The organism is Roseobacter weihaiensis, from assembly GCF_020622345.1.
Lineage (GTDB): Bacteria > Pseudomonadota > Alphaproteobacteria > Rhodobacterales > Rhodobacteraceae > Roseobacter > Roseobacter weihaiensis.
The window spans coordinates 230776-254742 of sequence record NZ_JACNMO010000004.1 but is presented as its reverse complement, the minus strand read 5'-3'; the positions used below and the strand labels follow the sequence as shown (position 1 = coordinate 254742).

Here is a 23967-nt window from a genome sequence, read left to right as displayed (position 1 = left end):
ATGGCAGCTTCGGCCCCCCAACGGCCGTCCTTGAGATCTAAGACAGTCCCGTTAGATGATTATGGCGACAATTTTGAAAGACCTGCGATGATAATCAGGGACGGTGCCATCCAAGACGTTGAACAGATGAGCGCGTTTCTTCGGCAGCTGACTGCTTCGGGAAAGCGGACGAGCCCCGATGATGAAGCCTTCGTGCGGGCACATTACATTGAAGACCCGGACAAAGTGCGCTGCTCCGTGGCGGAGGCTGATGGCGTGATACTGGGATTTCAATCCCTCAAGCGGGCGGGGGTCGGCAACAAATGGGGTGTCAAACCTGGATGGGGCATCATCGGCACACACATTCATCCCGCCGCTGCCAGGCGTGGCGTGGGCCGCGCGCTCTTCGCAATCACGCGAAAGGCTGCGGGTGAAGCCGGTCTGTCTTACATCGACGCATCCATTGCGGCCACCAACCCGGAAGCGCTCGCGTACTATGAGGCGATGGGCTTTCGGACCTATCGGACACCGGAAGGTTTGATTTGCAAACGCTTCGATGTCTCGGTGTGAAGGCCGAGGCAGGCCTCACATTATGCCGCGCCAGAAGGCTCAGTTACGACGGATCGCGGAATGCGGGCCTTGAGGCCGCATTTGTGAAGGTTGGTACAGCCCGCATCGAAACAGCAAGTGATGGACCGCCCCCATGATCGGTTATCACGGCAAAAACGGCTCTTGGCGCAGGCGCGGTGCTGACCTCGGATCGCCTTGGAGCAAGTCGTTAGCCCGCGGTGTCACGGCAAGCCGGTCTGGTGATCGGTCACCTTTCGGGCTTGCGGTCAAGTACAGATCGCAACTCGGTTTTGAGCACCTTGCCGTAGTTGTTTTTCGGCAGGGCATCGAGGGCGATGTACTCCTTGGGGCGCTTGAACCGGGCGATATGCTCAAGGCACAAGCGGTCAAGGCGCGCGGCATCCAGAGTCCCCACGACAAAGGCCACGACCTCCTCCCCCCATTCAGGATGTGGACGCCCGACCACGGAGGCCTCTGATATCGCAGGATCCAGCAGCAACACTTCTTCGACCTCGCGCGGATAGACGTTGGAGCCGCCGGTGATGATCATGTCCTTGGACCGATCCTGCAGCGTCACGTAGCCGGCGGCATCGATCTGACCCATATCACCGGTCATCAACCAACCGCTGACCAGTGTCTTGGCGGTGGCCTGCGGGTTTTGCCAGTACCCCGGCATCACCGTATCCCCGCGCACCATGATCTCGCCTTGGGCGCCCAGCGGCAGCACGGTGCCATCCGCGTCCCCGATGGCAACCTCGACGGCGGATTGGGCCCGCCCGACCGACTGCAACCGGGCGCGCCAATCCGGGTGGTGGCGATCCGCGACATCCGCACGTGTCAGCGCGGTGATCCCCATGGGACACTCGCCCTGACCGTAGATTTGCAGAAAGATCGGGCCGAAATGATCGACCGCCTCAATGATATCGGCATTATACATCGGCCCCCCGGCGTAGACCACGGTGCGCAGCCCCTGCCCCGTCTGACCTTTGGCCTGGGCCACCTGCGTCATGCGCTTGACCATCGTGGGGGCCGCAAAAAGCTGCATGCTGCCGAAATGCGCCGCCAGATCGAAGATTTCAGCCGGATCAAACCCGCCCGAGGGCGGGCAGACGTGTTTGGCGCCGGCCCGCACGTGTACCATGTTGTAGATGCCTGCCGCGTGGCTCATGGGCGCTGCGTAAAGGGTGCTGTCCGCCTCACTCACCGGGTCCACATCCGCCATGTAACACAGGCTCATGGCCGTCAGCATCCGGTGGGTGATCACCACGCCCTTGGGCTTGCCCGTCGTGCCGGAGGTGTAGAACAGCCATGCCATATCCCCGGGCGCACGGGCCACGATATCCGGCACCGGCGGATGCTGGCGGATCTCTTCAAAGTCCGGCCCCGGCGCGACCGTGATCCGGCCCGAAGCACCCGCCTCCCTCAACGCCTCTGCCAGCGCGGTCGAGGCAAAGACATGATCCGACCCGCTGTCGCGCAGGATGAAAGCCGCCTCGCGCCCGTGCAGCTTGGCATTGATCGGCACCACCGCCGCCCCCGCCGCCCAGATCCCGTAAAAGGCGGTCAGGTAATCGGGGCTGTTCTGCATGAAGATCGCAACCCTGTCCCCCGGCGCAACCCCCTGTGCCACAAGCCATCCCGCCACGGCACGGGCATCCGCCCAGAACGTCCCGTAATCGGCAACACAGTTCCGCCCCAGAAACAGCGCCTCACGGGCAGGCCCGATGCGGGCCTGCCGCGCCAACCAATGTGCAAGATTCATAGCTTCCCCTGTTCTTTCGTCGAGTGTAATTGGCAGGCGGCACGATGCAATAGGCGGGTTTCCATAGCGTCACCCTTGGCCTATAACAGGCGCGCAGGAATAAGGGCCGACCAGAACAAGGCCTTCCCCGAATGGCTGAGGACATACATGACAAAGAAGAACCATGACGCCGACGTGGCCTTTATAAAGGCCCTGGCTGAATTGCTGCGTGAAAACGACCTGACCGAATTGCAGGTCAAACGCGACTACGGCGCCGACGACAGACTGAATGTGCGTGTCAGCCGTCACCAGCCCCAACAGGTCGTCACGCAAGTCGCAGCCCCCCCGGCACCGGCAGCCAGCCCCACCGCAGCCCCGAGCCAAAACACCGAACAGCCCGCAGAAGACCCAGCAGATCTGCCCGGCGCCGTCACCTCCCCCATGGTGGGGACCGTTTACATGCAACCCGAGCCCGGTGCGGCGGCGTTCATCACGGTCGGTGCATCAGTTGCCGAAGGCGATACATTGCTGATCGTGGAAGCGATGAAAACCATGAACCACATCCCCGCCCCGCGCGCAGGCACCATCAAGCGCATCGTCGTCGAAGACGGTGCAGCGGTTGAATTCGGCACTCCCCTCGTCATCCTCGAATAGGAGCGTCAGGTATGTTCAACAAGATCCTGATTGCCAACCGGGGCGAGATTGCCTTGCGCGTGGTCCGGGCCGCACGTGAGATGGGCATCGCCACGGTCGCGGTGCATTCGACCGCCGACAGCGACGCGATGCATGTGCGCATGGCCGATGAAAGCGTCTGCATAGGACCGCCCTCCAGCACACAAAGCTACCTGTCGTTTCCGGCCATCATCTCGGCCTGCGAGATCACCGGCGCGGAAGCCATCCACCCCGGCTATGGATTTCTGTCGGAAAACGCGGGCTTCGTTCAGATCGTCGAAGACCACGACCTTACCTTCATCGGCCCCACAGCGGAACACATCCGCATCATGGGTGACAAGATCACCGCCAAGGATACGATGAAAAAGCTTGGCGTACCTTGTGTGCCGGGATCCGAAGGAGGGGTGGCCAACCTTGAAGAGGCGCAGAAGATCGGCGCAGAGATCGGCTATCCGGTCATCATCAAGGCAACCGCGGGCGGCGGGGGCCGCGGCATGAAGGTGGCAAAAACCGCCGACGAGATGGAGAAGGCCTTTCTGACCGCGCGGGCAGAGGGCAAATCCAACTTCGGCAATGACGAAGTCTATATCGAAAAATACCTCACCACTCCGCGCCACATCGAAATTCAGGTGTTTGGCGACGGCAAGGGGCGCGCCGTGCACCTGGGGGAACGGGACTGTTCGCTGCAACGGCGCCACCAGAAGGTTTTTGAAGAGGCCCCCGGCCCCACCATTTCCGCCGAGGAGCGGGCCGCCATCGGCAAAACCTGCGCAGAGGCGGTGGCGCGGATCAACTATATCGGCGCGGGTACGATCGAATTTCTCTATGAAAACGGCGAGTTCTACTTCATCGAGATGAACACCCGCCTGCAGGTGGAGCACCCCGTGACCGAGGCCATCTTTGGTGTGGATCTGGTGCGGGAACAGATCCGCGTCGCCGCCGGGATGGAGATGTCGTTTCAGCAAGAAGACCTGTCGATCACCGGACATGCCATCGAAGTTCGGATCAATGCGGAAAAGCTGCCGAATTTCTCACCCTGCCCGGGCCGGATCACGCAATACCATGCGCCCGGTGGCTTGGGAGTTCGCATGGATTCCGCGCTCTACGACGGCTATTCGATCCCGCCCTATTACGACAGCCTGATCGGCAAGCTGATCGTGCATGGCCGCGACAGGCCCGAAGCGCTGGCGCGGCTGCACCGGGCCTTGGGCGAGTTGATCGTCGACGGCGTCGATACCACGGTACCGCTGTTTCATGCTCTGTTGGAGGAAGACGACGTCCTGTCGGGGGCCTACAACATTCACTGGCTGGAGCACTGGCTGGAAGACAATCTTGGCGGCGGATAGCGGTGCCGGGCGATGCGTCTGACGCCCGATCTGCTGATGCAGGGCTATGCCAATGGCATTTTCCCCATGGCCGAGCATCGCGACGACCCGGAGGTCTTCTGGGTCGACCCTCAGCGGCGCGGCGTCATACCCCTGCGCGGGTTTCACCTGTCGCGTTCGCTGCGCAGAACGATGCGACAAACCGGATTTCACATCCGGGTCGATCACGATTTCCCCGGCGTGGTGGACGGCTGTGCAGATCGTGCAGACACCTGGATCAATACAGAAATACGCAATCTTTACATTGCTTTACACGACCGTGACCAGGCGCATTCACTTGAGGTCTGGGACCACGAGACGATGGTCGGCGGCGTCTACGGCGTCACTCTTGGGGCTGCATTTTTTGGGGAGAGCATGTTTTCACGGCGCAGCAACGCCTCCAAGATCGCGCTGGCCTGTCTGGTGGACCGGTTGCTCGACGGGGGGTTCATTCTGTTTGATACCCAGTTTCTGACCGATCATCTGGCTTCTCTTGGGGCGATTGAGATCAGCCGCGCGGCCTATCACAAAGAACTGCGGATCGCGCGCAGCCGTCCTGCCAGTTTTTCGAACCCGCCGCTGCGCACCCCTCAGGAGGTGGTGCACCGCATGACCCAGATGTCGTAGCGGGGGTGATCCATGGCCGAAAGCGCTGGCGAAGAGGCAATCATCCATCCCGAAAACAGCTGCGCGCCGGACTGTCTGTCGGCAATCTCCAGTGCCGCAAACGCGTCTCCCGCCGGGTTGCCCACAGGATAGCGGCAGGCGTTCAGCTTAATCGTGATCCGCTCCAGATTTGCCGTCTGGCCGGAGGGCAGAATAACCTCAAAAACCTCACCGCTGATCCGGTCGATGCCGCGCAGCTGTGCCCCGGTCGCTTCGGTCACCGCCTGTTGGGCGGTGACTTGCAGCGGGGCCCAAAGCGCCAGTGCCACCAGAAAGGCGCGTAGGATCATTCAGACGACCCGCTCACGAATTTCAGCAGCAGAGAGACAAGGCTGACGGCCCCTTGGGTGTCTTCGATCCGGTCGCCTGGCTCAAAGAAAAACGGCGATCCACCGGGAACAATCTCAACAAAGTTACCGCCCAGCAGGCCTTCGGAGGAGATAATGATTGCGCTGTCATCGGGAATTTCGATGCCGGTGTTGAGGGCAACGGTGGTGTCCGCGCGGTAGGTTTCTGCGTTCAGCGTCACATCCGCCACAGAGCCGACCTTGACGCCTGCGAGGCGCACATCCGTCCCGACACTGACCCCTTCGAGGCTGCGGAAGCTCGCCTCCAGCGGATAGGTGGCAGACCCGCCGCCGGAAAAGCCGGACACCTGCCCCGCATAAACAACAAAGGCAATTGCCGCCGCCAGCACTCCGGCACCCACCAAGACTTCAGTCGTGTGTTCAGACATATCTACTACTCCGGCGTCCAGGCCTCATAATCGCGACGCGGTTCCGGCTCGGCGCGCCGGATGGAGCCCTTGGGCGCATAGGCGAGTGCCGTGCCGGTCAGGTTTTCCTGATGCGGCTTTTGCCAGGGTTTATGCGTCAACGGTGCGTCGGTTGGTGGGGCGTCCCAAGTATGGTGCAGCCAGCCATGCCAGTCAGGATCAACCCGGCTGGCTTCTGCCTCCCCGTTGAAAATCACCCAGCGGCGGGATTTGTCCTTGGTCTCGTAAAAGACATTGCCCTGGCTGTCTTCGCCGACCTTGATGCCATTGCGCCAGGTCCAAAGCTGTGTGTTGAGCGTTTGCCCGTTCCACCAGGTGACGGCGCGCAAGATTGAGGTCAGTAGGCCCATGGGTTTTCTCCAGTCGCACTCATGTATGACATATGGCCGATTGCTGTCGAAACGTCCAGATAGATGCGCGCTTTGCCGCGCTTATTCCGGCAGAAGGGCGGCCCCTTCGATCTTGATGCGGTACCGCGGGTCGATCAAGCCGCATTCGATCATCGTGGCCGTGGTCGGACGGTCCACGAAAGCCCGGCGCAAGGGCGGTTTGCAGGCTTCAAAATCCGCGACCTGCGGCACACCCGCATCCAGGCTTTGTCAACACTGTCTCGATGGGGCGCGCGGGGCAGCGGTGCATTGCGCTGCAACCGTCTCACCCTGCCACACGGTGCCGGAGGCATGAACCCGCCCATCGGCAATAACCGCGCGGTACCAGCCAGCATCGGTCTCAAAAGGGCCATGGGATGAAATGCGCTTGATTGGCAGCGACAGCTCCTCTGACACAACTTTGATCCGGCCCAACAGAAAAAAGCAGGCGCAACGGCCTGCTTTTTATTTTGCAATCAAACCACTATCTCTAACCAGCGCTGGCAGGTTCTTTTTCCGCATCCGCGTGGATCATGAGAGGAGCAGCATCGGACAGAGCCGCCTCCTCGTTGACCACCACCTCCGTCACGCTTTCCAGACCCGGCAGGTCGAACATGGTATTGAGCAGAATATCTTCCAAAATGGACCGCAATCCGCGCGCACCTGTTTTACGCTCAATGGCGCGTTTGGCGATTGCTGACAGCGCATCATCGGTAAAGGTCAGTTGCGTGTTCTCCAGCTCAAAGAGGCGTTGGTACTGCTTGACCAGCGCATTCTTGGGCTGGGTGAGGATGGTCACAAGCGCGTCTTCGTCCAGGTCTTCGAGGGTGGCCAGCACCGGCAGGCGACCGACAAATTCCGGGATCAGACCGAATTTCAGCAGGTCTTCGGGCTCAAGGTCGGTGAAAATCTCGCCCACGCCCCGTTCGTCGTTGTCGCGCACATCGGCACCGAACCCCATCGCAGAACCCTTGCCCCGCGCCGCGATGATCTTGTCGAGCCCGGCAAAGGCGCCACCGCAGATAAACAGGATGTTTGTGGTATCAACCTGGAGGAATTCCTGCTGCGGATGCTTGCGCCCGCCCTGTGGCGGTACGGAGGCCACCGTGCCCTCCATCAGCTTCAGCAGCGCCTGCTGCACGCCTTCGCCCGACACGTCACGGGTGATCGAGGGGTTTTCCGATTTGCGGGTGATCTTGTCGACCTCATCAATGTAGACGATGCCGCGTTGCGCGCGTTCGACGTTGTATTCAGAGGCTTGCAGCAGTTTGAGGATGATGTTTTCCACGTCTTCGCCGACATAGCCCGCCTCTGTCAGCGTGGTCGCATCCGCCATGGTAAACGGCACATCAAGAATGCGTGCCAGCGTCTGGGCCAGCAATGTCTTGCCACAGCCGGTCGGACCGATCAGCAGAATGTTGGATTTTGCCAGCTCAATCTCCCCGCCCTTTTGGGCATGATTGAGCCGTTTGTAGTGGTTGTGGACCGCCACCGACAAGACCCGTTTGGCCATCGCCTGCCCGATCACATAGTCATCAAGCACCGAGCAGATGTCTTTCGGTGTCGGCACGCCGTCGGTCGCTTTGAGACCGGAGGCCTTTGTCTCTTCACGAATGATATCCATGCACAGCTCGACGCATTCGTCGCAGATGAACACGGTCGGGCCTGCAATCAACTTGCGCACTTCATGCTGGCTTTTCCCGCAGAAGCTACAATAGAGCGTGTTCTTGCTGTCGCCGCTTGAGTTCGTTGCCATTATCAAGCCTTTCCGGTCTCTCGTATCGCGTGATGCATCCCGGCGATCCGGGATGTGCCCCAATTTCTAACAGCTTATTGCAGCGCCCGCCGCTCCACAATCGCTAAATGGTAAACTCACTGTGCGCAATTGACACGTGGTTAATCATCGTCCTCGCTCTTGCTGCGGTTTTCAACAATCTCGTCGATCAGGCCAAAATCCTTGGCCTCATCGGGCGACATGAAGTTGTCGCGTTCCAGCGCCGCCTCCACTTTCTTCAGGGTCTGGCCGGTGTGTTTCACGTAGATCTCGTTCAACCGGTCTTTCAGCTTCTGAGTCTCTGCGGCATGGATCATGATATCCGTGGCCTGCCCCTGATAGCCGCCGGAGGGCTGGTGCACCATCACGCGGCTGTTGGGCAGCGAAAACCGCATCCCGGCCTCGCCCGCCGTCAGCAGCAGCGAGCCCATGGAAGCGGCCTGCCCGATCACCAGCGTGGACACCTTCGGCTTGATGTATTGCATGGTGTCGTAGATCGACAGACCGCTGGTCACAACACCACCCGGGCTATTGATATACATGGAAATTTCTTTGGAAGGGTTTTCCGCCTCAAGGTGTAACAGCTGCGCCACGATGAGCGAGGACATCCCGTCATGCACGGGGCCGTTGAGAAAGATAATCCGCTCTTTCAGCAGCCGCGAAAAAATGTCGTACGCGCGTTCCCCCCTGCTGGTTTGCTCCACCACCATGGGAACAAGATTCATGTATGTTTCGATCGGATCGTTCATTTTGGGATGCCTGTCATTTGCCTCGCTGGCAGGACCATACCCACCAACCGTTGACAGAAGCTTAGTATTGGTCCGGGGGGGCTGCAAGGGGGGGCGCATAACTTTGGGTTCGGGCATTGATCCGCGCACGCCGCCGCCTATCTGGGCCGCCATGACAGATGGTTTTATCCCCACCCGCACGGCCGCGCTGGAACGCCTTGCCGCTTTTGTCCCGCACGCGGGGCGCGACTATGCCGCAAAGCGGAATTTCGACCTTGGGGCGGGTGGTCATGTGCATGTCTCCGGCCTGTCGCCCTACCTGCGCTGCCGGCTGTTGACCGAGGCGGAGGTGTTGCAAGCCGTACTGGCCCGTCATTCCCCCCGGTCGACCGAGAAATTCGTGCAGGAGGTTTTCTGGCGCACCTACTGGAAGGGCTGGCTGGCCTTGCGCCCGGGGGTCTGGACCCAGTACCGGACTGCGCTCTCGCAGGCCTGGAATGACGTGCAAACACAAAGTGGCCTGCGCAGCCGCTGGGAGCAGGCCTGTCACGGGGCCACCGGCATCGATTGCTTTGACGCCTGGGCGCAGGAGCTTGTTGCCACCGGCTATCTGCACAACCACGCCCGGATGTGGTTTGCCTCGATCTGGATTTTCACCCTGAAATTGCCGTGGGAGCTGGGGGCGGATTTCTTTTTACGCCACCTGCTGGACGGCGATCCGGCCTCAAACACGCTGGGATGGCGGTGGGTGGCCGGAATACAGACGCCGGGCAAAACCTATCTGGCGCGCGCCAGCAATATTGCCAAGTTCACCAAAGACCGGTTTCATCCCAAATGGCAATTGGCAAGCGAAGCGCTCCCCGTGCCCGGCCTGCCCGTGCCGGACCCCGGCGCCCTGCCGGTGCCCGAGACGGCAGACCCCACCGCCCGCATAGGCTTTCTGCTGCACGAAGAAGACCTGAGCCCGTCTTTCGCCCTGGAAGGTCTCTCACCGCAGGCCTGCGCTGTTTTGCGCCCCCAGACCGACATCGGCCCCTTGCAAATGGCCCCACAGGTCCACCGCTTTCGCGCGGCCGCACAGGATGATGTGCTCGCCCGATATGCCGACCGGTTCCCACAGGTCACATCTGTCACCACCGCAGAGGATGTGATGGCCTGGGCCACTAAAAAAGGTGTGGAACAGATTGTGACCTGCCACGCCCCGACCGGGCCGGTGGCGGCTGTCTTTTCTGACCTGCAACGCAACACCACCGACATCAGACTGCACCAGATCATGCGGCCTTACGACCAGATGACATGGCCACATGCAACCCGCGGTTTCTTTGCTTTCAAAAAGAAAATCCCGAGTTTTCTCTCCGAACTGAGCCTGCCTCACGCGGCGTGACGGCCTGCGACATCCTGCTGAAGCGGACGTCATCCAGCCGTTACATCGATCGGGCATCTGCGAAGGGCACACCTTAGTCAGAGATTCGCTCTGACCCGGCAGCCTGATCAGGAGATAGACATGGACCGCGACGACATCCTCAATGACCCCACAATTGGCAATAAAGCAGAAGCTTTCGAAGCATTTGACGACATTCCGACAAACCCGAACTTGTCGCGCACCATTGGCGACGTGATAAACGCGCGTTACGGACGCCGCGATATGCTCAAGGGTATGCTGGGCGTCACGGCCACCACGGCTCTTTTTGGCACCTCGGCGATGATCGCGCCCAAGCAGGCTGCCGCAGTTGGCACCGCCGGCCGCTATAATTTCAATGAACTGGCCTGGGGCAACGACGAAGAGCACCACATCGCGGACGGCTACAACGCGGATGTTCTGCTGCGCTGGGGTGATCCGATCACAGCCGATGCGCCGGAATTCGACGTGATGAACCAGACCGCCGCGGCGCAAAGCAAGCAGTTTGGCTACAACAACGATTATGTGGGCTTTACCGCGCTGAACGAGGACGGCACGCGCGGGCTGCTTTGCGTCAACCACGAGTATACCAACGAAGAGGTCATGTTCCCCGGCCTTGGACGTCAGGATCTGGACGGCTTTAACGGCATGACCAAAGAGCTGGTCGAGATCGAAATGGCCGCGCATGGCGGCACCGTCGTGGAGATTGCCCAGGATGCGGAGGGTAAATGGGCGCTGGTCCGCGACAGCCCGTATAACCGAAGGATCACGCCACTGGACACCGAGATGACCTTTTCCGGCGCGGCTGCAGGCCATGACCGGATGAAAACCAGTGCCGACCCCACTGGCATGACGGTGATCGGTACCATCAACAACTGCGCCGGCGGCATGACGCCTTGGGGCACCTACCTGATGGCCGAAGAAAATTTCCACGGCTACTTCTGGACAGATGTGGTGGATGCCGAGGGCGAACCCGATGTCTCCGCCCAGGCCGAGGCCGCGCAGATGACACGCTATGGTGTCCCGGGCCGATGGTATGCCTGGGGCCGGTACCACGACCGGTTCAACATCGACAAGGAGCCCAATGAGCCCAACCGCTTTGGCTGGGTGGTCGAGGTCGATCCGCGCAATCCCGATGCGACACCGATCAAACACACCGCATTGGGTCGGTTCCGGCATGAGGGTGCCGAGACCACCGTCTCCAAAAGCGGGCATCTGGTCATCTATTCGGGCGATGACAACCGGTTCGACTATCAGTACAAATATGTCTCGGACGCCAAGGTCACGGATGAGACAGCCGTCTTCGGCAGCCCGCTGCTGTCCGAAGGCACGCTCTATGTCGCGCGCTTTGACGCGGATGGCTCGGTCGAGTGGCTGCCTCTGGTGCATGGCAACGGGCCGCTCAACGCGGAGAACGGCTTTGACAGCCAGGCAGATGTGCTGATCGACACCCGCATCGCGGCAGACCTGCTCGGGGCGACCCCGATGGACCGCCCGGAAGATGCGCAGCCCGGCCCGAACGGGACAGCATATCTGATGCTGACCAACAACACGCGCCGTCAAGCCAATCAGGTCAACGCCGCCAACCCCCGCCCCGAAAGCGCCTTTGGTCACATCATCGAGATCAAGGAAGACGGCGGCGATCATGCGTCCACCACCGGCACCTGGTCGATCCTGGTGAAATGCGGTGATCCGAGCATCGAAGAAGTGGGCGCCCAGTGGAACCCCGAGACCTCCGAAAGCGGCTGGTTCGGCTCGCCCGACAACTGCGCGATCGATGCCGACGGCCGTCTGTGGATCTCGACCGATCAGGGGTCGAGCTGGGGCAAGACCGGCAAATCCGACGGGCTCTATGCGCTGGAGACCGAAGGCGATCTGCGTGGCCATTCCAAGCTGTTCTTCCGCTGTCCGGTCGGCGGAGAACTTTGTGGCCCCTACTTCCATGACAGCGGCGAGACCCTGTTCCTCGCGGTGCAGCACCCCGGCACCGACGGCACCACCGACTTCGAAGGGTTCGAGCGCGCTTCTACCTTCGAAGATCCTGCCACACGCTGGCCGGACTTTGACCCTGCCATGCCGCCAAGGCCCTCGGTCGTTGTGGTGACAAAACAGGGGGGTGGCAAAATCGCAGTCTAAAGCGCTCTGACGAGCGTGACGATATTCTAAAAATCACTTTTCAGCAGCAAAATGGCCCCGCACCCCCCCGCGGGGCCTTATTCTTTTTCGGGGCTATTTCATACAGCGCACCAGACTGCCGCTGATCTGGCGCAACAGCCACGGGGAATAGTCCGGCCCCGCAGGCAGATCGACACCGATGGCATCGACAGGTTCGATGGTCAGCTGCGCCCCTTCCGCAACAACGGCAATCAGACCGGCACTGGTGCGGGGTTCAGCCAGTGCGCAGGCCGCCCCCCGTGTCAGTCACCATATCGCGCACGCGCGCCAGCCGCGCGGCACTGACGGTGCCTGTATCCTCAAAGGTCACCGCCGCAACCGCCTCGAGCCCGAAACGCGCCTCGAAATAGTGATGGGAATCGTGAAAGACGATGAAAGGGTGTCCCGGCAGCGGGGCCAGTTGCGCGACGATCTCAACCTTCACGGCGCGCGACTCTTCGATCGCCGCCTGCGCATTCCCGCCTGCGCCAGGGCAGGCGCCTCGGACGACCGCATCACGTAGCCATGGGGTGAGACACCCCCGGCGGGATCACCAGATCGGCGCCCCGAACCCCCTGCATGACCTGACTGACCAATCCATGCACCGGCGCGATATCCGTTGCGACCTGCGGCGCATCCGCCCGTGCTGTCGCTGCAAAACAAATCAAACCGAGATATAAGATACGTCGCATCACATCACCTTGCTCTTCTGAATATGGCTTATCACTAGTCACGTTATAACACATCAATAGAGACGATGAGAAAACCTGTCCTGACCATAGCGCCTGCGTCGAGAGCACCCTTCGCCATGCAGAGGCGCATTGTGCCGCCACCGGCCTGAAGTTCACCCCGGTCAGGTGGCGCGCTGGAGATCCTCCTGCAGCAGCATCGCGCGCTGGGGGCCTGTGATCTGCTCAGGCACCTGAGCCAAGGATGACTTGAGCCCACACTCCCCCGTCGCCTACCGCGCCCTGGATTTCCTGGTAAAGGCCGGATTTGCCCACAAAATAGAAGCCCTTAACGCCTACATCTCCTGCACCCATAACGGTAAGAAACACGCGCCGGCCTTTCTGATCTGCCGGCTGTGCAATGCCGTGGCCGAGACCCTCCCGGAAAATCCAGAGGTGCTGATTCTGGACGCGGCGACACAGGGGCCTGATCACCCCGGTGCGGCCAGTTTCTACCGCCAGGTTGATGCGGTGCGCCAAAACACGGGCTGCGCGATCTTGATGGTGAACCATGATCTGCATGTGGTCATCGCCGCGTCAGACCGACTGCTATCCGTCAACGGGCATATCTGTTGCGAGGGCACACCTGAAATCGTGGTGAGCGCACCGGAATAGCGCGCGCTCTTTGGCACCGGCACCAAAGGGGCGCTGACGCTCTACCGGCACGAGCACAGCCACAGTCACGGCCCCGACTGCGACCCGTCTCACGAAGGGACGACCTGATGCTGGACGATTTCATGACGCGCGCGACGCTCGTCGGGCTGGGCGTGGCCCTGGCGCTGGGGTGCCGCTCTTGTCGGTGCGGCAGCTGCCTTGGGCGGTCTGCTGCTGTCCTTCGGCCTCGACACCACCACCGGCCCAAAGATTGTTGTTGTCGCAGCGGTTATATTCTCCGCAACGCAAGCCATGCAGGCACTCAGGGGCGTTGTATGGATTCTACAAAAACAGCTATTTGGAGATATTTTTTCAAAATAATCTCCTTCTAGTTGATATATCCACACTTTCTCGAAGATCACACAAAACATCTTGGATCACTGCGTTTCAAGATCTGGATTGCGGCCGAACCGACAGCTTGTCGCGCATAACGCGGGCACTCCTGTAAACCGCTAATTCGAAGTCTGAGTGATCCGGGTGAAGCGGTATCCGCCAAAGCGCAAGGTGTCAGGCGCTCCGAAATCACCAATCGGGTCAAGATCGGTCAGCATCTGGATCGCACCCAAGCGGTGCCCAAAACCTGATGGCGGTGTCATGTCAAACTTTGATAAGCCGCTTGCACCGTTCCTCCTGCATCGTGCCAGATACCTGAGCAGCCGCAGAACCCAACATTTAACCCGGCGAATCCGGGCAAGACACATAAACCTACGGACCGCGCAGATTGCTCTTTGGGCAGCACAGATGACACCGCAGGCCCGTCTGGTTGCAGACGAAAAGAGGTGCACGCCGTGAGATTTGCTGCGACATGCCAAGAGGTCATTTGACGCTTGCTCCAAGATGAGGGTGAAAACCGGGTGTGGGTTAGCTGAGGTGTTTTCGCTTCCGGCCGACAGCCAATAGTCTTTCCCAACACGGTTCAATGACGAGCCGGACCCCGAGACAGGAGGCACCAAATGGCAAAGAAAGTCAAAAACCCAGAAATACTTGCAGCACTGGCAAAAGCCGAAGAAGAGCCAGGATCGGTCAAATTCTTCGTTGGCCTGGACGTCGGTCTTAAGAGCACGGCCATCTGCGTCGTCGACGGCGACGGTGAGGTCATTTCCGAGAATACGACGAAGAGCGATCCGACCGAAATCGGCCGCTATCTTCGGAAGAATTACAAATCGCACATCACCCGCATCGGTATCGAAACCGGCAGCATCAGCGTCTGGCTCACGAAAGGACTGCGGCGCCAAGGCTTTCAAGTGGCCATGCTGGATGCCCTGAAGGTCCATCGCATTCTGTCGATCAAGCGGAACAAGACCGACCCCAATGACGCACGTGGCATCGCCGAGATCGTTCGCTCCGGCCGCAACTATATCTCCGAAGTCTATGTGAAGAGCAGCGCCTGCTTCGCAATCCGGGCGCAGTTGATCCTGCGCTCGCGTCTGGTCCAGCAGCGGTTGCAGAACGAGATGGTCATCCGCGGTCTGCTGAAAGTCCATGGCGGCCGGGTCGAGCCAGGCAGCAAGACATCTGTCACCTTCTCCGAACGTGTGATGGAACAGGTCTTCCAGATCCGGAGTGCCGAGAACATCGATCTGCGACCGCAAATCGTGCCCATGCTACGGCTCGGAGAGACGCTCTATGACGAAGCCAAGCGCATCGAGCAGGAACTTGAGAAAATCGCGGCTGAAAACCCCACCTGTCAGCGGATGATGGACATGCCCGGCGTTGGCGCGATCGTGGCGCTCTCCTTCTACACGGCCATTGAAGACCCGACCCGCTTCCGGCGGGCCGATGATGTTGCTGCCTATCTCGGCCTGACGCCCCGCATCTATCAATCCGGCGAAAGCCTGACCTCCGGGTCCATATCCCGCATGGGCAATCGCATGACCCGTACGCATCTCGTGCAGGCGGCGACAGTCATGTTGTCTGGCACCAAGAGCTGGAGCAGCCTCAAGGATTGGGGGATCAAACTCTCCAAGCGGGTCGGCTTCAATAAGGCCAAGGTGGCCGTCGCACGCAAGCTGGCGATCGTCCTCTTCAGCATTTGGCGCGATGGCACCTTCTTCCAGGCCAAGGCGGACACCGTTTCCGGACATCGGGCACTGATGCAAAAGGCCCAGCAAAGAAGGGAAGCCACTGCCTGATGGATCACATGTTCACTATCTGGCGCGAAAAAGCGCTGGTGACGATCTTCCCGGGAGGCGAAGGGATCGCAGACTCCGGTTTTAACGCTAAGACAGATGCATGCTCACATCACGCATCGGGATCTTGGGCTACGGTTGTTGGAGCTGCCCCCTTCGTTATCGAATTCCCCAAATTGAGGCACAGCCAGGAAATATCAGCGCACACCCGGACTGATCCGGGACAGCGACATAATGGCGTGACCCCGGAGAGACTGTTGCACTCCGGGTTGATCAAATCCCAGTTCTTGAAGCGCGGGAAGGAGAGAGTTATGCTTTGACCCAGTAAACAGACTACTTGCTGTCAGCCCACATCAAAAACACCTCAGCTAGAGACTGTTAAATCCGCCACGTCGAAGCCAACAGCGCGACACCCCTAGAAGTCAATCATACTGCCAGGATAGGTCATATTTATGCCCCAAAGATTACACATTTCGAACATATTTGACCTCACCGCAACCTCGAGCAAAAAGGGCGGGCCTCTCGGATCAAGCCTTCCGGGTCGGCCTTACCTGATGCGCGATCCACTTTCCCGATCAAAGACCATTGCGCGTCTGGCCTCGAAAGTGACGTCAACCGTATCGCCTGCTGCTGCCCGATCATCGCCGCGTTCTTCGACGATGAGGCGCTCGCCTGTCGGCGTGTCAAGATGCAGATAAGAAACGCCGCCCAAAGCCTCAGACAGTTCTGCCTGTAACGCGCCCTGCCCCATCTGGACCTCGAGATGCTCGGGGCGCACGCCCAATGTGACAGGCGTGCCCTGCGCGGGCAGAGCGGCTTCCACCGCGATGGTGCGCCCAAGGCCGGGCACATCAATGCCACCTTCAGTGACGACACCGTCCAGAAAGTTCATCGCGGGCGATCCGATGAAACCAGCCACAAAGCGGTTGTCCGGGTTGCGGTAAAGCTCCAGCGGGGCCCCGACCTGTTCGATATGTCCGGCCCGCAGCACCACGATCTTGTCGGCCAGCGTCATCGCCTCGACCTGATCGTGGGTCACATAGATCATCGTGGCCCCGATTTCCTTGTGCAGACGGGCAATCTCCACGCGCATCTCCACCCGCAGCTCCGCATCGAGGTTGGAGAGCGGCTCATCAAAGAGAAATACCTCCGGGCCGCGTACAATCGCCCGCCCGATGGCCACCCGCTGACGCTGGCCGCCCGACAAGGCGGCAGGTTTGCGGTGCAGGTAGTCATCCAGCTTAAGCACATCGGAGGCCGCTTTCACCTTGGCGTCGATATCTGCCTTGGGGTGCCCGTTCATTTTCAGGCCAAATCCCATGTTCTCCTTGACCGTCATATGCGGATAAAGCGCATAGGTCTGGAACACCATCGCAACGCCCCGCTCTGAGGGGTCCATATGCGTGACATCCCGTGCGCCGATGTTGATCTTGCCTTCGCTGGTCTCTTCCAGCCCCGCGATCATCCGCAAAAGCGTGGACTTGCCGCAGCCCGACGGGCCCACAAAGACACAGAACTCGCCGTCGTCGACTTGAAGATCGACACCATGGATCACCTGCGTTTCACCGTAGCGTTTGATGGCCTGGTTGAGCGTCACACCTGTCATGTCTTACGTCCCTGTTCTCTGAAAATCTGTATCCGGAAACCGCCATGCCTGCGCCTCCGTGGCGATGGCGCGGGCTGTCTTGCCCAGGCGCGGGGCCAAAGCCTCCAACGCCCCAAGATCGAGCGTCTGTGTCGAGCCGGTGACCGACAGCGCGCCCATCACCCGCCCCCGGTCCGTCAGGATCGGTTGCGCGACGCAGATGATGCCGGGCTCATGCTCTTCACGGTCAAAGGCGTAGCCGCGTTCACGAATCTCCGAAAGCTCCGCCAGCAGCGTTGCCCGACATGTGTATGTCATGGGAGTGAAACGGTGAAACGACTGTTGCCCGATGACCCGGTCAAGCTCGCCCGGCGGCAGGAACGCCAGCATCGCCTTGCCCACACCGGTGCAATAGGCGGGCCCCACCTTGCCTGCATCGCTGAACATCTCCAGCGGCTGTGCGGCGTTGCGCTTGTCCACGTAAAGCACCTGCGCGTTGTCGAGCTGCGCCAGGTGCACGGTATGCTCGATATCGTTGCTCAGCCGGTCCAGATGCGGGCGCGCAATGGGGGCCAGTGAGCTTTGCGCCCAGGCCGCATGTGCGAGTCGCACCAGCCGCACGCCCAGGGAGTAGGTTTGCGTCTCGGGATCATAAGTCAGCATGCCTTGGGAGGTCAGCGTCTGCAAAAACCGGTAGAGCGTTGCCTTGGGGAAGTGGCTTTGCGCCAGCAAGGCACCAAACCGGACAGGCCGCCCGAAGGCTGCCACCTGATCCAGCACATCCAGTGCCTTGCCTACCGTCCCATCGCCGGACATTGTGTTCCGATCCTCCCAAATCTCGGTCGCATATACTGCCAAACGTGTCTCTTGTTCCTCCCCGGACGACCCCGTTTTGCGCCTGCGACGCCCCGTGCACTTCAACCAACCCGCGAAGAACACTGTTGACAGTCTAGGCAGATTGCGCTGTAGTTTTCAATATATAAAACCGGGTTCCACATAATGAAACCGGATACAGTGCAGAAAGAAACGAACGTACCTTAGGGAGGACACCATGCGTTTCACCACCAAATCAATGCTTATGGCATTGGCCGGATCAACCATGCTTGCAGGTGCTGCACAGGCGGAGCTGTCGGGCGATCTGAAGATTTTCCTCGACACTTCGAACCCCGCACCGCGCGCGACAATGGAAAAAATGATCTCGGATTTCGGTGCGTTGCACCCCGATCTGAACATCGAGACCACCGTGATCGACCGCGAGGCCTACAAGACCCAAATCCGCAACTTCCTGACCGCGGATGCACCGGATGTGGCCACATGGTACGCGGCGAACCGCATGACGCCTTATGTCTCTGCGGGTCTTTTCGAAGATATCTCCGACCTCTGGGCAGAGCCTGAGATTGCCGAGAACCTAGCCTCCACCAAGGGGGCCATGACCATCGACGGCAAGCAGTGGGGCGTGCCCTACACCTACTACCAATGGGGTATCTACTACCGCAAGGACATCTACGAAGAGCTGGGCCTGAGCGAGCCTGCGAGTTTTGAGGAGATGAAATCCAATTGCCAGGCGATCATCGATTCGGGCCGGGCGTGCTACACCATCGGGTCCAAATTCCTGTGGACGGCTGGCGGCTGGTTCGACTACCTCAACATGCGCACCAATGGGTTTGACTTCCACATGGCGCTGGCCGCGGGCGAGGTGAAATGGACCGATGATCGTGTGCGGGCAACCTTTGCCAACTGGCGCGAACTCATTGACATGGGGGCCTTCCTCGAGAACCACCAGAACTACAGCTGGCAGGAAGCGCTGCCCTTCATGGTTAACGGCGAGGCTGCGGCCTACCTGATGGGCAACTTCGCCGTGGCGCCGCTGCGCGAAGCAGGGCTGACTGACGATCAACTCGATTTCTACCAGTTCCCGGCCATCAACCCGGATGTTGAATTGGCCGAAGACGCGCCCACGGATACGTTCCACATCCCCTCGGGGGCCAAGAACAAGGAAGCTGCGCGCGAATTCCTGCGCTATGTGGTTTCTGCAGACGTGCAGACCGAGATCAACAACGGGGCCAACCTTGGCCAGCTGCCGGTCAATGCGAGCGCCTCGGTGGATGACGACAAGTTCCTCAACGAGGGTTTCGAAATGCTCTCCTCCAACAGCCCCGGTGGCGTGGCGCAGTTCTTTGACCGCGACTTCCCTGCAGAGATGGCCGCCGAAGCCATGCAGGGTCTGCAGGAATTCATGGTGTTTCCCGACAACCTCGACGACATCCTGAACCGTCTCGATAAGGTCGCCGAGCGCGTCTACGCCAACTAAGCACTGCGGGGGTCGGGCGTGGTTGGCGCCCGGCCCCTCTCCTACCGGCCCAGTCGCCAGCCTACACGGATGCAGGCTGCCGCGTGCGCCGCAAGATCGTAGCCTGCGGCCCCCGCACGACTGAGGAGATGCGTCGATGTCAACAGTTGATCCCACCGTCACATCAAGCCGCAAGGACCGCGGCTGGTACAAGCGAAATGAGATCGCCGTCACACCCTGGCTCTTTCTGGCCCCGGCGATCCTGTTCTTTGTCTTCTATGTGATCTGGCCGATCTACCAGTCGATTGCGATCTCCTTTTACGCCTGGGACGGGCTGGGCGAGGCGCGCTTCATCGGCTTTGACAACTATGTCGAACTGATGGACGATCGCGCCTTTGAGGTATCGCTCTGGAACAACCTCAAATGGCTGCTGTTTTATCTGCTGGCGATTCCCGGCGGGCTTTTCATCGCGCTTTTCCTCAACCAGACCGTGACCGGCATCCGCATCTACAAATCATTGTTTTTCTTTCCCTTTGTCCTCTCTCAGGTGGTGGTTGGCCTCGTATTTTCATGGTTCTACCTGCCCAACGAGGGCCTGCTGAACGGCATATTGGGCCTTGTGGGCCTGGGGCCCGTAAACGTGCTGGGCGATCCCACATGGGCCACCTACGGCATTATCGCCGCCGGTCTCTGGCCGCAAACGGCCTATTGCATGATCCTCTACCTGACCGGTCTCAACGCCGTCGACCCCGAGCAGATCGAAGCGGGGCGTCTCGACGGGGCCAAGGGCTGGAAGATGCTGTGGTACATCATCATCCCGCAGCTCAAACCGGCCACTTTCATCGCCTTCGTGGTCACGATCATCGGCGCGCTGCGCTCCTTTGACCTTATCTCGATCATGACCAATGGCGGACCCTTCGGGCAAACGCGCGTGCTGTCGTTTTACATGTTCGAAAAGGCGTTGGCCGAGTTCGGCTTCCGCATGGGATATGGGGCCGCCATCGCCGTGGTGCTGTTCCTTATCATGCTGGTCTTCATCGCCTACTTCCTGTGGTCCATGTGGAAAGAGGAGAAGGGCCGATGACCCGTTCGGAATTCGACAGCCTCTGTGCCGCGCACCCCGGCGCCGTCCTCTCAGGGCCCGGCGAGCTGGACGCGTGGAAGATCGGCGGCAAGATGTTCGCCTGCTTTGGTCATACGGACACGCGCGCGACGAACGACGATCATGCGGTCGTGCGCTGCGCCGACACCGAAATGGCGCGCATGCTGATCGAGACAGGGGCGGCGGGAAAGCCCGCCTACTTCCGCGGCGCATGGGTCCGGCTCGACCTGCCTGCGCTGGAGGCAGAGGAGGCGGCGCACCGGGTCGCTGTCTCATATGCCACGATCCGCGCAGGCCTGACCAAGAAGGCGCAGGCCGCATTGCCCCCCCTGCCGGAGGAAATCTGACATGTTCCCCACACCCATTGAAAAGACCTCCCGCTCCTGGCAGCTCACCTACCAGTCGCTGCTGCCGCTGGCGCTCATAATGTGGCTCTTGCCCCTCATCGCCGTGGCCATCTTCTCGATCAAACCAGCCGAAGATTTCACCCAGGGCAATTACTGGGGCGTGCCATCCTCCTTCGAGATGTTCGCCAATTACGGGCAGGTGTTCTTCAACTCCGACATGCCGCGCTACATGCTCAATTCGGTGCTGATCACCGTACCCACGGTCATCGGGGCGGTGACCCTGTCCTGCCTTGCCGGCTTTGCGCTGGGAATCTACAAGTTCAAATCCAACATATGGATCTTCTTCATGTTCGTGGCGGGCAATTTCGTCCCCTTCCAGATCCTGATGGTGCCGGTGCGTGACCTCACGCTCGACATGGGGCTCTACAACACCAAAACCGGCCTGGTGCTCTTTCACATCGCCTTTCAGACCGGGTTCTGCACGCTCTTCATGCGCAACTTCATCCGCGCGCTGCCCTATGAGCTGGTGGAGGCGGCCCGCGTCGAAGGCATCGCGGAGTGGAAGATATTCTGGTACGTGGTGATCCCGCTGATGAAGCCTGCGATTGCGGCGCTCTCGGTGCTGATCTTCACCTTCATCTGGAACGATTATTTCTGGGCCGTGGTCCTGACCCAAGGCCCGGAAAGCCAGCCGGTCACCGCCGGCATTACGTCCTTTAATGCGCAGTTCCGCGCGGCCTACCATCTGATGAGCGCGGGCTCCATCGTGGCCGCCCTGCCACCCGTGCTGATGTTCTTCCTGATGCAGAAGCACTTTATCGCCGGTCTCACGCTGGGGGCCGTAAAGTGACAGAGTGCTGGCGGCTTGATGACGCGCGCCAGACCCTGGCGCTCGCCTCCACGGGTGGGCTCTGTCCACAGGTGATCTATTGGGGCGCACCCCTGCCAATGAACGAGGACCTGACCGCGCTCACACAGGTCAGTACCCTCGATGTCACCGGCGGCATGCTGGATCAGAACCCCGATCTCTCGCTCTGCCCCGAAGCCTCGCGCAGCTTTCCAGGACAGCCCGGGCTCATCGTGCGCGATCAGGACGGCACGCCGCTTTTGCCGAAATTCCACCTCGATCACGTAAACCAGACCGACCTGGGCCTGACCGTCACCTGCAAGGATGAGGCCAACCGGCTGACCTATGTGGCCGCTTTCGAGCTTGATCCCGAAACCCATGTCATCGCCATGACAGCAGCGCTGACCGCAGATCGCCCGCTGCATCTGCACTGGCTCGCAGCCCCGGTGCTGCCCGCCCCCCAGCATGCCGAGGACATGATTGATTTTGCGGGCCGTTGGTGCGGCGAGTTTCAGATGAACCGCACCGCCTGGTCGCCCGGCATCCGCTACCGCGAGAACCGCACGGGCCGCACCGGGCACGAACACTTCCCCGGCCTCATCATCCCCTGCCTGCGCGCCACCAACACCACCGGCGAGGCCTTCGCCTTTCACTACGGCTGGTCCGGCGGGCACCGGATGATCGCCGAAGAACTGCCCGATGGCCGCCGCCAGATCCAGTTCGGCCACGCCGCGCGGATGGAAACGGCCCCCGCCACCGAATTCCGCACCGCCCCACTCTATGCGGTCTATTCGTCTGACGGGCTCAATGGATGCGCGGTTTCGTTCCAGCGTCACCTGCGCGACCGGATCGTCACCTGGACGGACAGAGGTCGCCCCCGCCCGGTGCACTACAACTGCTGGGAGGCGGTGTACTTCGCCCATGACCTGCCGGTGCTCAAGGACATCGCCACGCGCGCCGCCGCCCTTGGCGCGGAGCGTTTCGTGCTGGACGACGGCTGGTTCGGACAGCGCGATGACGACACCTCGAGCTTGAGCGACTGGGAGGTGGACCCGCGCAAGTACCCCGACGGGCTCGGCCCGCTCATCGACTATGTGCATGCGCAGGATATGAGTTTCGGCATCTGGTTCGAACCGGAGATGATCAACCCCAACTCCAACATCCACCGCGCCCATCCCGACTGGGCCCTGGGGGCGGAGGACCAGATCCTCGGGCGCCAGCAAAAGGCACTGAACATGGCTCTGCCAGAGGTGCGCGCGTTCCTCTATGACCGCATCTCAGCCCTGCTGTCAGCCTATCCGATCGACTACATCAAATGGGACCATAACCGCGTTTTGCCCCTTCCCGACGCAGATCAGACCCGTGGGTCATACGCGCTGATCGACCGGCTGCGCGCTGATTTCCCCCATGTGGAGATCGAAAGCTGTGCCAGCGGTGGCGGACGCATTGACTTCGGCATCCTGCGGCGCACGCAGCGGGTCTGGCTCTCCGATAGCAATGATGCGCTGGAGCGGTTGAAGATGCAGCACAACGCCTCGCTCTTTCTGCCCGCCGCCGTCACCGGCAGCCATGTGGGCCCGCGCAGCTGCCACACCTCGGGCCGCGTCCTCGACATCGAATTCCGCGGCTGGGTCGCCGCACAGCGCCACATGGGGTTCGAGATGGACCCACGCGAATTGACTGCGCACGAAGCGGATGTGCTGGGCGAGATTACCACCTGGTGGAAGCAGAACCGCGACTGGATGGAAACCGCAGACATCCTAAGGCTGGACGCCTCAGATCCCTCGCTGATTGCCGAGCAACAACAATCCCGCGACGGCAGCCGTTTTGTCCTGTTCGCCGGGCGCGCGGATACCTCTTCGCAGATCGCCCCGCGTCCCCTGCGCCTGACCCGGCTGGAGCATGACGCGCGCTACGAGATCAGCCTGCGCAATCGCGCCTCGGCCACGCAGCTCTCGCGCGGCAAGCTGGCGCTGAAAGACGGCCCCGTAACGCTGACCGGTGCCGCCCTCATGCACAACGGCATCACCCTGCCATGGAGCTTCCCGCAGTCCATGTGGGTTCTCGAAGGACGCAAGCTGTGAGACCCGCGGCA

General features: G+C 60.6%; 24 protein-coding genes and 2 pseudogenes. 14 read left to right on the top strand and 12 right to left on the bottom strand.

From position 1 onward, the window contains the following. Window positions 1–126 precede the first annotated feature (126 nt). The gene (locus H7847_RS06865) at window positions 127–549 is read left to right on the top strand and encodes a GNAT family N-acetyltransferase (protein ID WP_227268648.1); all 423 of its coding nucleotides are present in this window, start codon (window positions 127–129) and stop codon (window positions 547–549) included. A 247-nt stretch (window positions 550–796) separates the two neighbouring features. Here the strand turns inward: H7847_RS06865 and H7847_RS06860 are convergent, their stop codons facing one another. Next, a complete protein-coding gene (locus H7847_RS06860) occupies window positions 797–2311 on the bottom strand; it encodes a class I adenylate-forming enzyme family protein (protein ID WP_227268647.1) in 1515 nt (504 codons plus the stop codon). A 147-nt stretch (window positions 2312–2458) separates the two neighbouring features. Here H7847_RS06860 and accB point away from each other — a divergent pair, with 147 nt between their 5' ends. From accB to aat, 3 genes are read left to right on the top strand one after another with little or no spacing between them, the layout of a single operon-like run. Next, window positions 2459–2944, top strand: a complete 486-nt coding sequence (gene accB / locus H7847_RS06855; protein ID WP_227268646.1) for an acetyl-CoA carboxylase biotin carboxyl carrier protein — start codon at window positions 2459–2461, stop codon at window positions 2942–2944. A gap of 11 nt (window positions 2945–2955) precedes the next feature. Continuing rightward, window positions 2956–4308 carry an acetyl-CoA carboxylase biotin carboxylase subunit gene (accC, locus tag H7847_RS06850; RefSeq protein WP_227268645.1) on the top strand — a complete coding sequence of 451 codons (1353 nt, stop codon included), beginning with the start codon at window positions 2956–2958 and terminating at the stop codon, window positions 4306–4308. 12 nt (window positions 4309–4320) lie between these two features. Further along, a complete protein-coding gene (aat, locus tag H7847_RS06845; protein ID WP_227268644.1) occupies window positions 4321–4953 on the top strand; it encodes a leucyl/phenylalanyl-tRNA--protein transferase in 633 nt (210 codons plus the stop codon). On the opposite strand, the gene H7847_RS06840 is transcribed toward aat, so the two are convergent. The 6 genes from H7847_RS06840 to H7847_RS06815 all read right to left on the bottom strand — a co-directional run bounded on the left by H7847_RS06840 (window position 4917) and on the right by H7847_RS06815 (window position 8658). Continuing rightward, window positions 4917–5282, bottom strand: a complete 366-nt coding sequence (locus H7847_RS06840; protein WP_227268643.1) for a DUF2155 domain-containing protein — start codon at window positions 5280–5282, stop codon at window positions 4917–4919. The genes aat and H7847_RS06840 overlap by 37 nt on opposite strands. Continuing rightward, entirely contained in the window at window positions 5279–5728 is a 450-nt protein-coding gene (gene mlaD, locus H7847_RS06835) for an outer membrane lipid asymmetry maintenance protein MlaD (RefSeq protein WP_227268642.1), read from the bottom strand. Before mlaD ends, H7847_RS06840 begins: the two co-directional genes overlap by 4 nt. A 5-nt stretch (window positions 5729–5733) precedes the next feature. Continuing rightward, on the bottom strand, window positions 5734–6117 hold the full coding sequence (locus H7847_RS06830; protein ID WP_227268641.1) for an NADH:ubiquinone oxidoreductase subunit NDUFA12: 384 nt from the start codon (window positions 6115–6117) through the stop codon (window positions 5734–5736). A gap of 81 nt (window positions 6118–6198) precedes the next feature. Beyond that, on the bottom strand, window positions 6199–6348 hold the full coding sequence (locus tag H7847_RS26970; protein WP_319799753.1) for a RidA family protein: 150 nt from the start codon (window positions 6346–6348) through the stop codon (window positions 6199–6201). Between the two features lie 277 nt (window positions 6349–6625). Then, window positions 6626–7891: an ATP-dependent Clp protease ATP-binding subunit ClpX gene (gene clpX / locus H7847_RS06820; protein WP_227268640.1), complete on the bottom strand. Its 1266-nt coding sequence runs from the start codon at window positions 7889–7891 to the stop codon at window positions 6626–6628. A gap of 140 nt (window positions 7892–8031) precedes the next feature. Continuing rightward, window positions 8032–8658, bottom strand: coding sequence for an ATP-dependent Clp protease proteolytic subunit (locus tag H7847_RS06815; protein WP_227268639.1), 627 nt, complete (start codon window positions 8656–8658; stop codon window positions 8032–8034). A gap of 151 nt (window positions 8659–8809) precedes the next feature. Here H7847_RS06815 and H7847_RS06810 point away from each other — a divergent pair, with 151 nt between their 5' ends. Both H7847_RS06810 and H7847_RS06805 read left to right on the top strand, forming a co-directional pair. After that, the gene (locus tag H7847_RS06810) at window positions 8810–10021 is read left to right on the top strand and encodes an FAD-binding domain-containing protein (RefSeq protein WP_227268638.1); all 1212 of its coding nucleotides are present in this window, start codon (window positions 8810–8812) and stop codon (window positions 10019–10021) included. 120 nt (window positions 10022–10141) lie between these two features. Next, window positions 10142–12172, top strand: a complete 2031-nt coding sequence (locus H7847_RS06805) for a PhoX family protein (protein WP_227268637.1) — start codon at window positions 10142–10144, stop codon at window positions 12170–12172. A gap of 253 nt (window positions 12173–12425) precedes the next feature. Here H7847_RS06805 and H7847_RS06800 read toward each other — a convergent pair whose 3' ends face one another. Both H7847_RS06800 and H7847_RS06795 read right to left on the bottom strand, forming a co-directional pair. Further along, window positions 12426–12635 (bottom strand): metal ABC transporter solute-binding protein, Zn/Mn family, encoded by a 210-nt coding sequence (locus tag H7847_RS06800; protein WP_406675972.1) that lies wholly within the window; start codon window positions 12633–12635, stop codon window positions 12426–12428. Between the two features lie 70 nt (window positions 12636–12705). Then, complete coding sequence (locus H7847_RS06795; RefSeq protein WP_227268636.1) at window positions 12706–12882, bottom strand: hypothetical protein; 177 nt, start codon at window positions 12880–12882, stop codon at window positions 12706–12708. 423 nt (window positions 12883–13305) lie between these two features. On the opposite strand from H7847_RS06795, the pseudogene znuC reads away from it, so the two are divergent. Together znuC and H7847_RS06780 are read left to right on the top strand one after the other, a co-directional pair. Beyond that, window positions 13306–13641 (top strand): annotated as a pseudogene (znuC, locus tag H7847_RS06785) (zinc ABC transporter ATP-binding protein ZnuC); the annotation flags it as partial. 72 nt (window positions 13642–13713) lie between these two features. Then, window positions 13714–13893: pseudogene (locus tag H7847_RS06780) on the top strand (hypothetical protein); the annotation flags it as partial. A 131-nt stretch (window positions 13894–14024) separates the two neighbouring features. Here H7847_RS06780 and H7847_RS06775 read toward each other — a convergent pair. Then, window positions 14025–14168 carry a hypothetical protein gene (locus tag H7847_RS06775; protein ID WP_227268634.1) on the bottom strand — a complete coding sequence of 48 codons (144 nt, stop codon included), beginning with the start codon at window positions 14166–14168 and terminating at the stop codon, window positions 14025–14027. A gap of 357 nt (window positions 14169–14525) precedes the next feature. Here H7847_RS06775 and H7847_RS06770 point away from each other — a divergent pair, with 357 nt between their 5' ends. Next, window positions 14526–15704: an IS110 family RNA-guided transposase gene (locus tag H7847_RS06770; RefSeq protein WP_227268633.1), complete on the top strand. Its 1179-nt coding sequence runs from the start codon at window positions 14526–14528 to the stop codon at window positions 15702–15704. Window positions 15705–16248: 544 nt separating this feature from the next. Here H7847_RS06770 and H7847_RS06765 read toward each other — a convergent pair. Together H7847_RS06765 and H7847_RS06760 are read right to left on the bottom strand one after the other, a co-directional pair. Further along, on the bottom strand, window positions 16249–17307 hold the full coding sequence (locus H7847_RS06765) for an ABC transporter ATP-binding protein (RefSeq protein ID WP_227268632.1): 1059 nt from the start codon (window positions 17305–17307) through the stop codon (window positions 16249–16251). A gap of 3 nt (window positions 17308–17310) precedes the next feature. Continuing rightward, the gene (locus tag H7847_RS06760; RefSeq protein ID WP_227268714.1) at window positions 17311–18102 is read right to left on the bottom strand and encodes an IclR family transcriptional regulator; all 792 of its coding nucleotides are present in this window, start codon (window positions 18100–18102) and stop codon (window positions 17311–17313) included. A gap of 235 nt (window positions 18103–18337) precedes the next feature. Between H7847_RS06760 and H7847_RS06755 the strand changes: the two genes are divergently transcribed. The 5 genes from H7847_RS06755 to H7847_RS06735 all read left to right on the top strand — a co-directional run bounded on the left by H7847_RS06755 (window position 18338) and on the right by H7847_RS06735 (window position 23956). Then, complete coding sequence (locus H7847_RS06755; RefSeq protein ID WP_227268631.1) at window positions 18338–19597, top strand: ABC transporter substrate-binding protein; 1260 nt, start codon at window positions 18338–18340, stop codon at window positions 19595–19597. 136 nt (window positions 19598–19733) lie between these two features. Continuing rightward, window positions 19734–20660, top strand: coding sequence for a carbohydrate ABC transporter permease (locus H7847_RS06750; protein WP_227268630.1), 927 nt, complete (start codon window positions 19734–19736; stop codon window positions 20658–20660). Beyond that, the gene (locus H7847_RS06745) at window positions 20657–21025 is read left to right on the top strand and encodes an MmcQ/YjbR family DNA-binding protein (protein WP_227268629.1); all 369 of its coding nucleotides are present in this window, start codon (window positions 20657–20659) and stop codon (window positions 21023–21025) included. Before H7847_RS06750 ends, H7847_RS06745 begins: the two co-directional genes overlap by 4 nt. A gap of 1 nt (window position 21026) precedes the next feature. Next, complete coding sequence (locus H7847_RS06740; protein WP_227268628.1) at window positions 21027–21875, top strand: carbohydrate ABC transporter permease; 849 nt, start codon at window positions 21027–21029, stop codon at window positions 21873–21875. Further along, on the top strand, window positions 21872–23956 hold the full coding sequence (locus H7847_RS06735; RefSeq protein WP_227268627.1) for an alpha-galactosidase: 2085 nt from the start codon (window positions 21872–21874) through the stop codon (window positions 23954–23956). Before H7847_RS06740 ends, H7847_RS06735 begins: the two co-directional genes overlap by 4 nt. Window positions 23957–23967 lie beyond the last annotated feature (11 nt).

Excerpts from the sequence above, each read along its gene's own strand:
- H7847_RS06840 (WP_227268643.1), bottom strand. The coding sequence starts at position 5,282 with ATGATCCTACGCGCCTTTCTGGTGGCACTGGCGCTTTGGGCCCCGCTG.
- H7847_RS06810 (WP_227268638.1), top strand. The coding sequence starts at position 8,810 with ATGACAGATGGTTTTATCCCCACCCGCACGGCCGCGCTGGAACGCCTT.
- H7847_RS06740 (WP_227268628.1), top strand. The coding sequence starts at position 21,027 with ATGTTCCCCACACCCATTGAAAAGACCTCCCGCTCCTGGCAGCTCACC.
- H7847_RS06760 (WP_227268714.1), bottom strand. The coding sequence starts at position 18,102 with ATGTCCGGCGATGGGACGGTAGGCAAGGCACTGGATGTGCTGGATCAG.
- aat (WP_227268644.1), top strand. The coding sequence starts at position 4,321 with ATGCGTCTGACGCCCGATCTGCTGATGCAGGGCTATGCCAATGGCATT.
- H7847_RS06830 (WP_227268641.1), bottom strand. The coding sequence starts at position 6,117 with ATGGGCCTACTGACCTCAATCTTGCGCGCCGTCACCTGGTGGAACGGG.
- H7847_RS06750 (WP_227268630.1), top strand. The coding sequence starts at position 19,734 with ATGTCAACAGTTGATCCCACCGTCACATCAAGCCGCAAGGACCGCGGC.
- H7847_RS06865 (WP_227268648.1), top strand. The coding sequence starts at position 127 with ATGAGCGCGTTTCTTCGGCAGCTGACTGCTTCGGGAAAGCGGACGAGC.
- H7847_RS06795 (WP_227268636.1), bottom strand. The coding sequence starts at position 12,882 with ATGCGACGTATCTTATATCTCGGTTTGATTTGTTTTGCAGCGACAGCA.
- accC (WP_227268645.1), top strand. The coding sequence starts at position 2,956 with ATGTTCAACAAGATCCTGATTGCCAACCGGGGCGAGATTGCCTTGCGC.
- H7847_RS06860 (WP_227268647.1), bottom strand. The coding sequence starts at position 2,311 with ATGAATCTTGCACATTGGTTGGCGCGGCAGGCCCGCATCGGGCCTGCC.
- clpX (WP_227268640.1), bottom strand. The coding sequence starts at position 7,891 with ATGGCAACGAACTCAAGCGGCGACAGCAAGAACACGCTCTATTGTAGC.
- H7847_RS06745 (WP_227268629.1), top strand. The coding sequence starts at position 20,657 with ATGACCCGTTCGGAATTCGACAGCCTCTGTGCCGCGCACCCCGGCGCC.
- H7847_RS06765 (WP_227268632.1), bottom strand. The coding sequence starts at position 17,307 with ATGACAGGTGTGACGCTCAACCAGGCCATCAAACGCTACGGTGAAACG.
- H7847_RS06805 (WP_227268637.1), top strand. The coding sequence starts at position 10,142 with ATGGACCGCGACGACATCCTCAATGACCCCACAATTGGCAATAAAGCA.
- H7847_RS06815 (WP_227268639.1), bottom strand. The coding sequence starts at position 8,658 with ATGAACGATCCGATCGAAACATACATGAATCTTGTTCCCATGGTGGTG.
- mlaD (WP_227268642.1), bottom strand. The coding sequence starts at position 5,728 with ATGTCTGAACACACGACTGAAGTCTTGGTGGGTGCCGGAGTGCTGGCG.
- H7847_RS06775 (WP_227268634.1), bottom strand. The coding sequence starts at position 14,168 with ATGACACCGCCATCAGGTTTTGGGCACCGCTTGGGTGCGATCCAGATG.
- H7847_RS06755 (WP_227268631.1), top strand. The coding sequence starts at position 18,338 with ATGCGTTTCACCACCAAATCAATGCTTATGGCATTGGCCGGATCAACC.
- accB (WP_227268646.1), top strand. The coding sequence starts at position 2,459 with ATGACAAAGAAGAACCATGACGCCGACGTGGCCTTTATAAAGGCCCTG.
- H7847_RS06770 (WP_227268633.1), top strand. The coding sequence starts at position 14,526 with ATGGCAAAGAAAGTCAAAAACCCAGAAATACTTGCAGCACTGGCAAAA.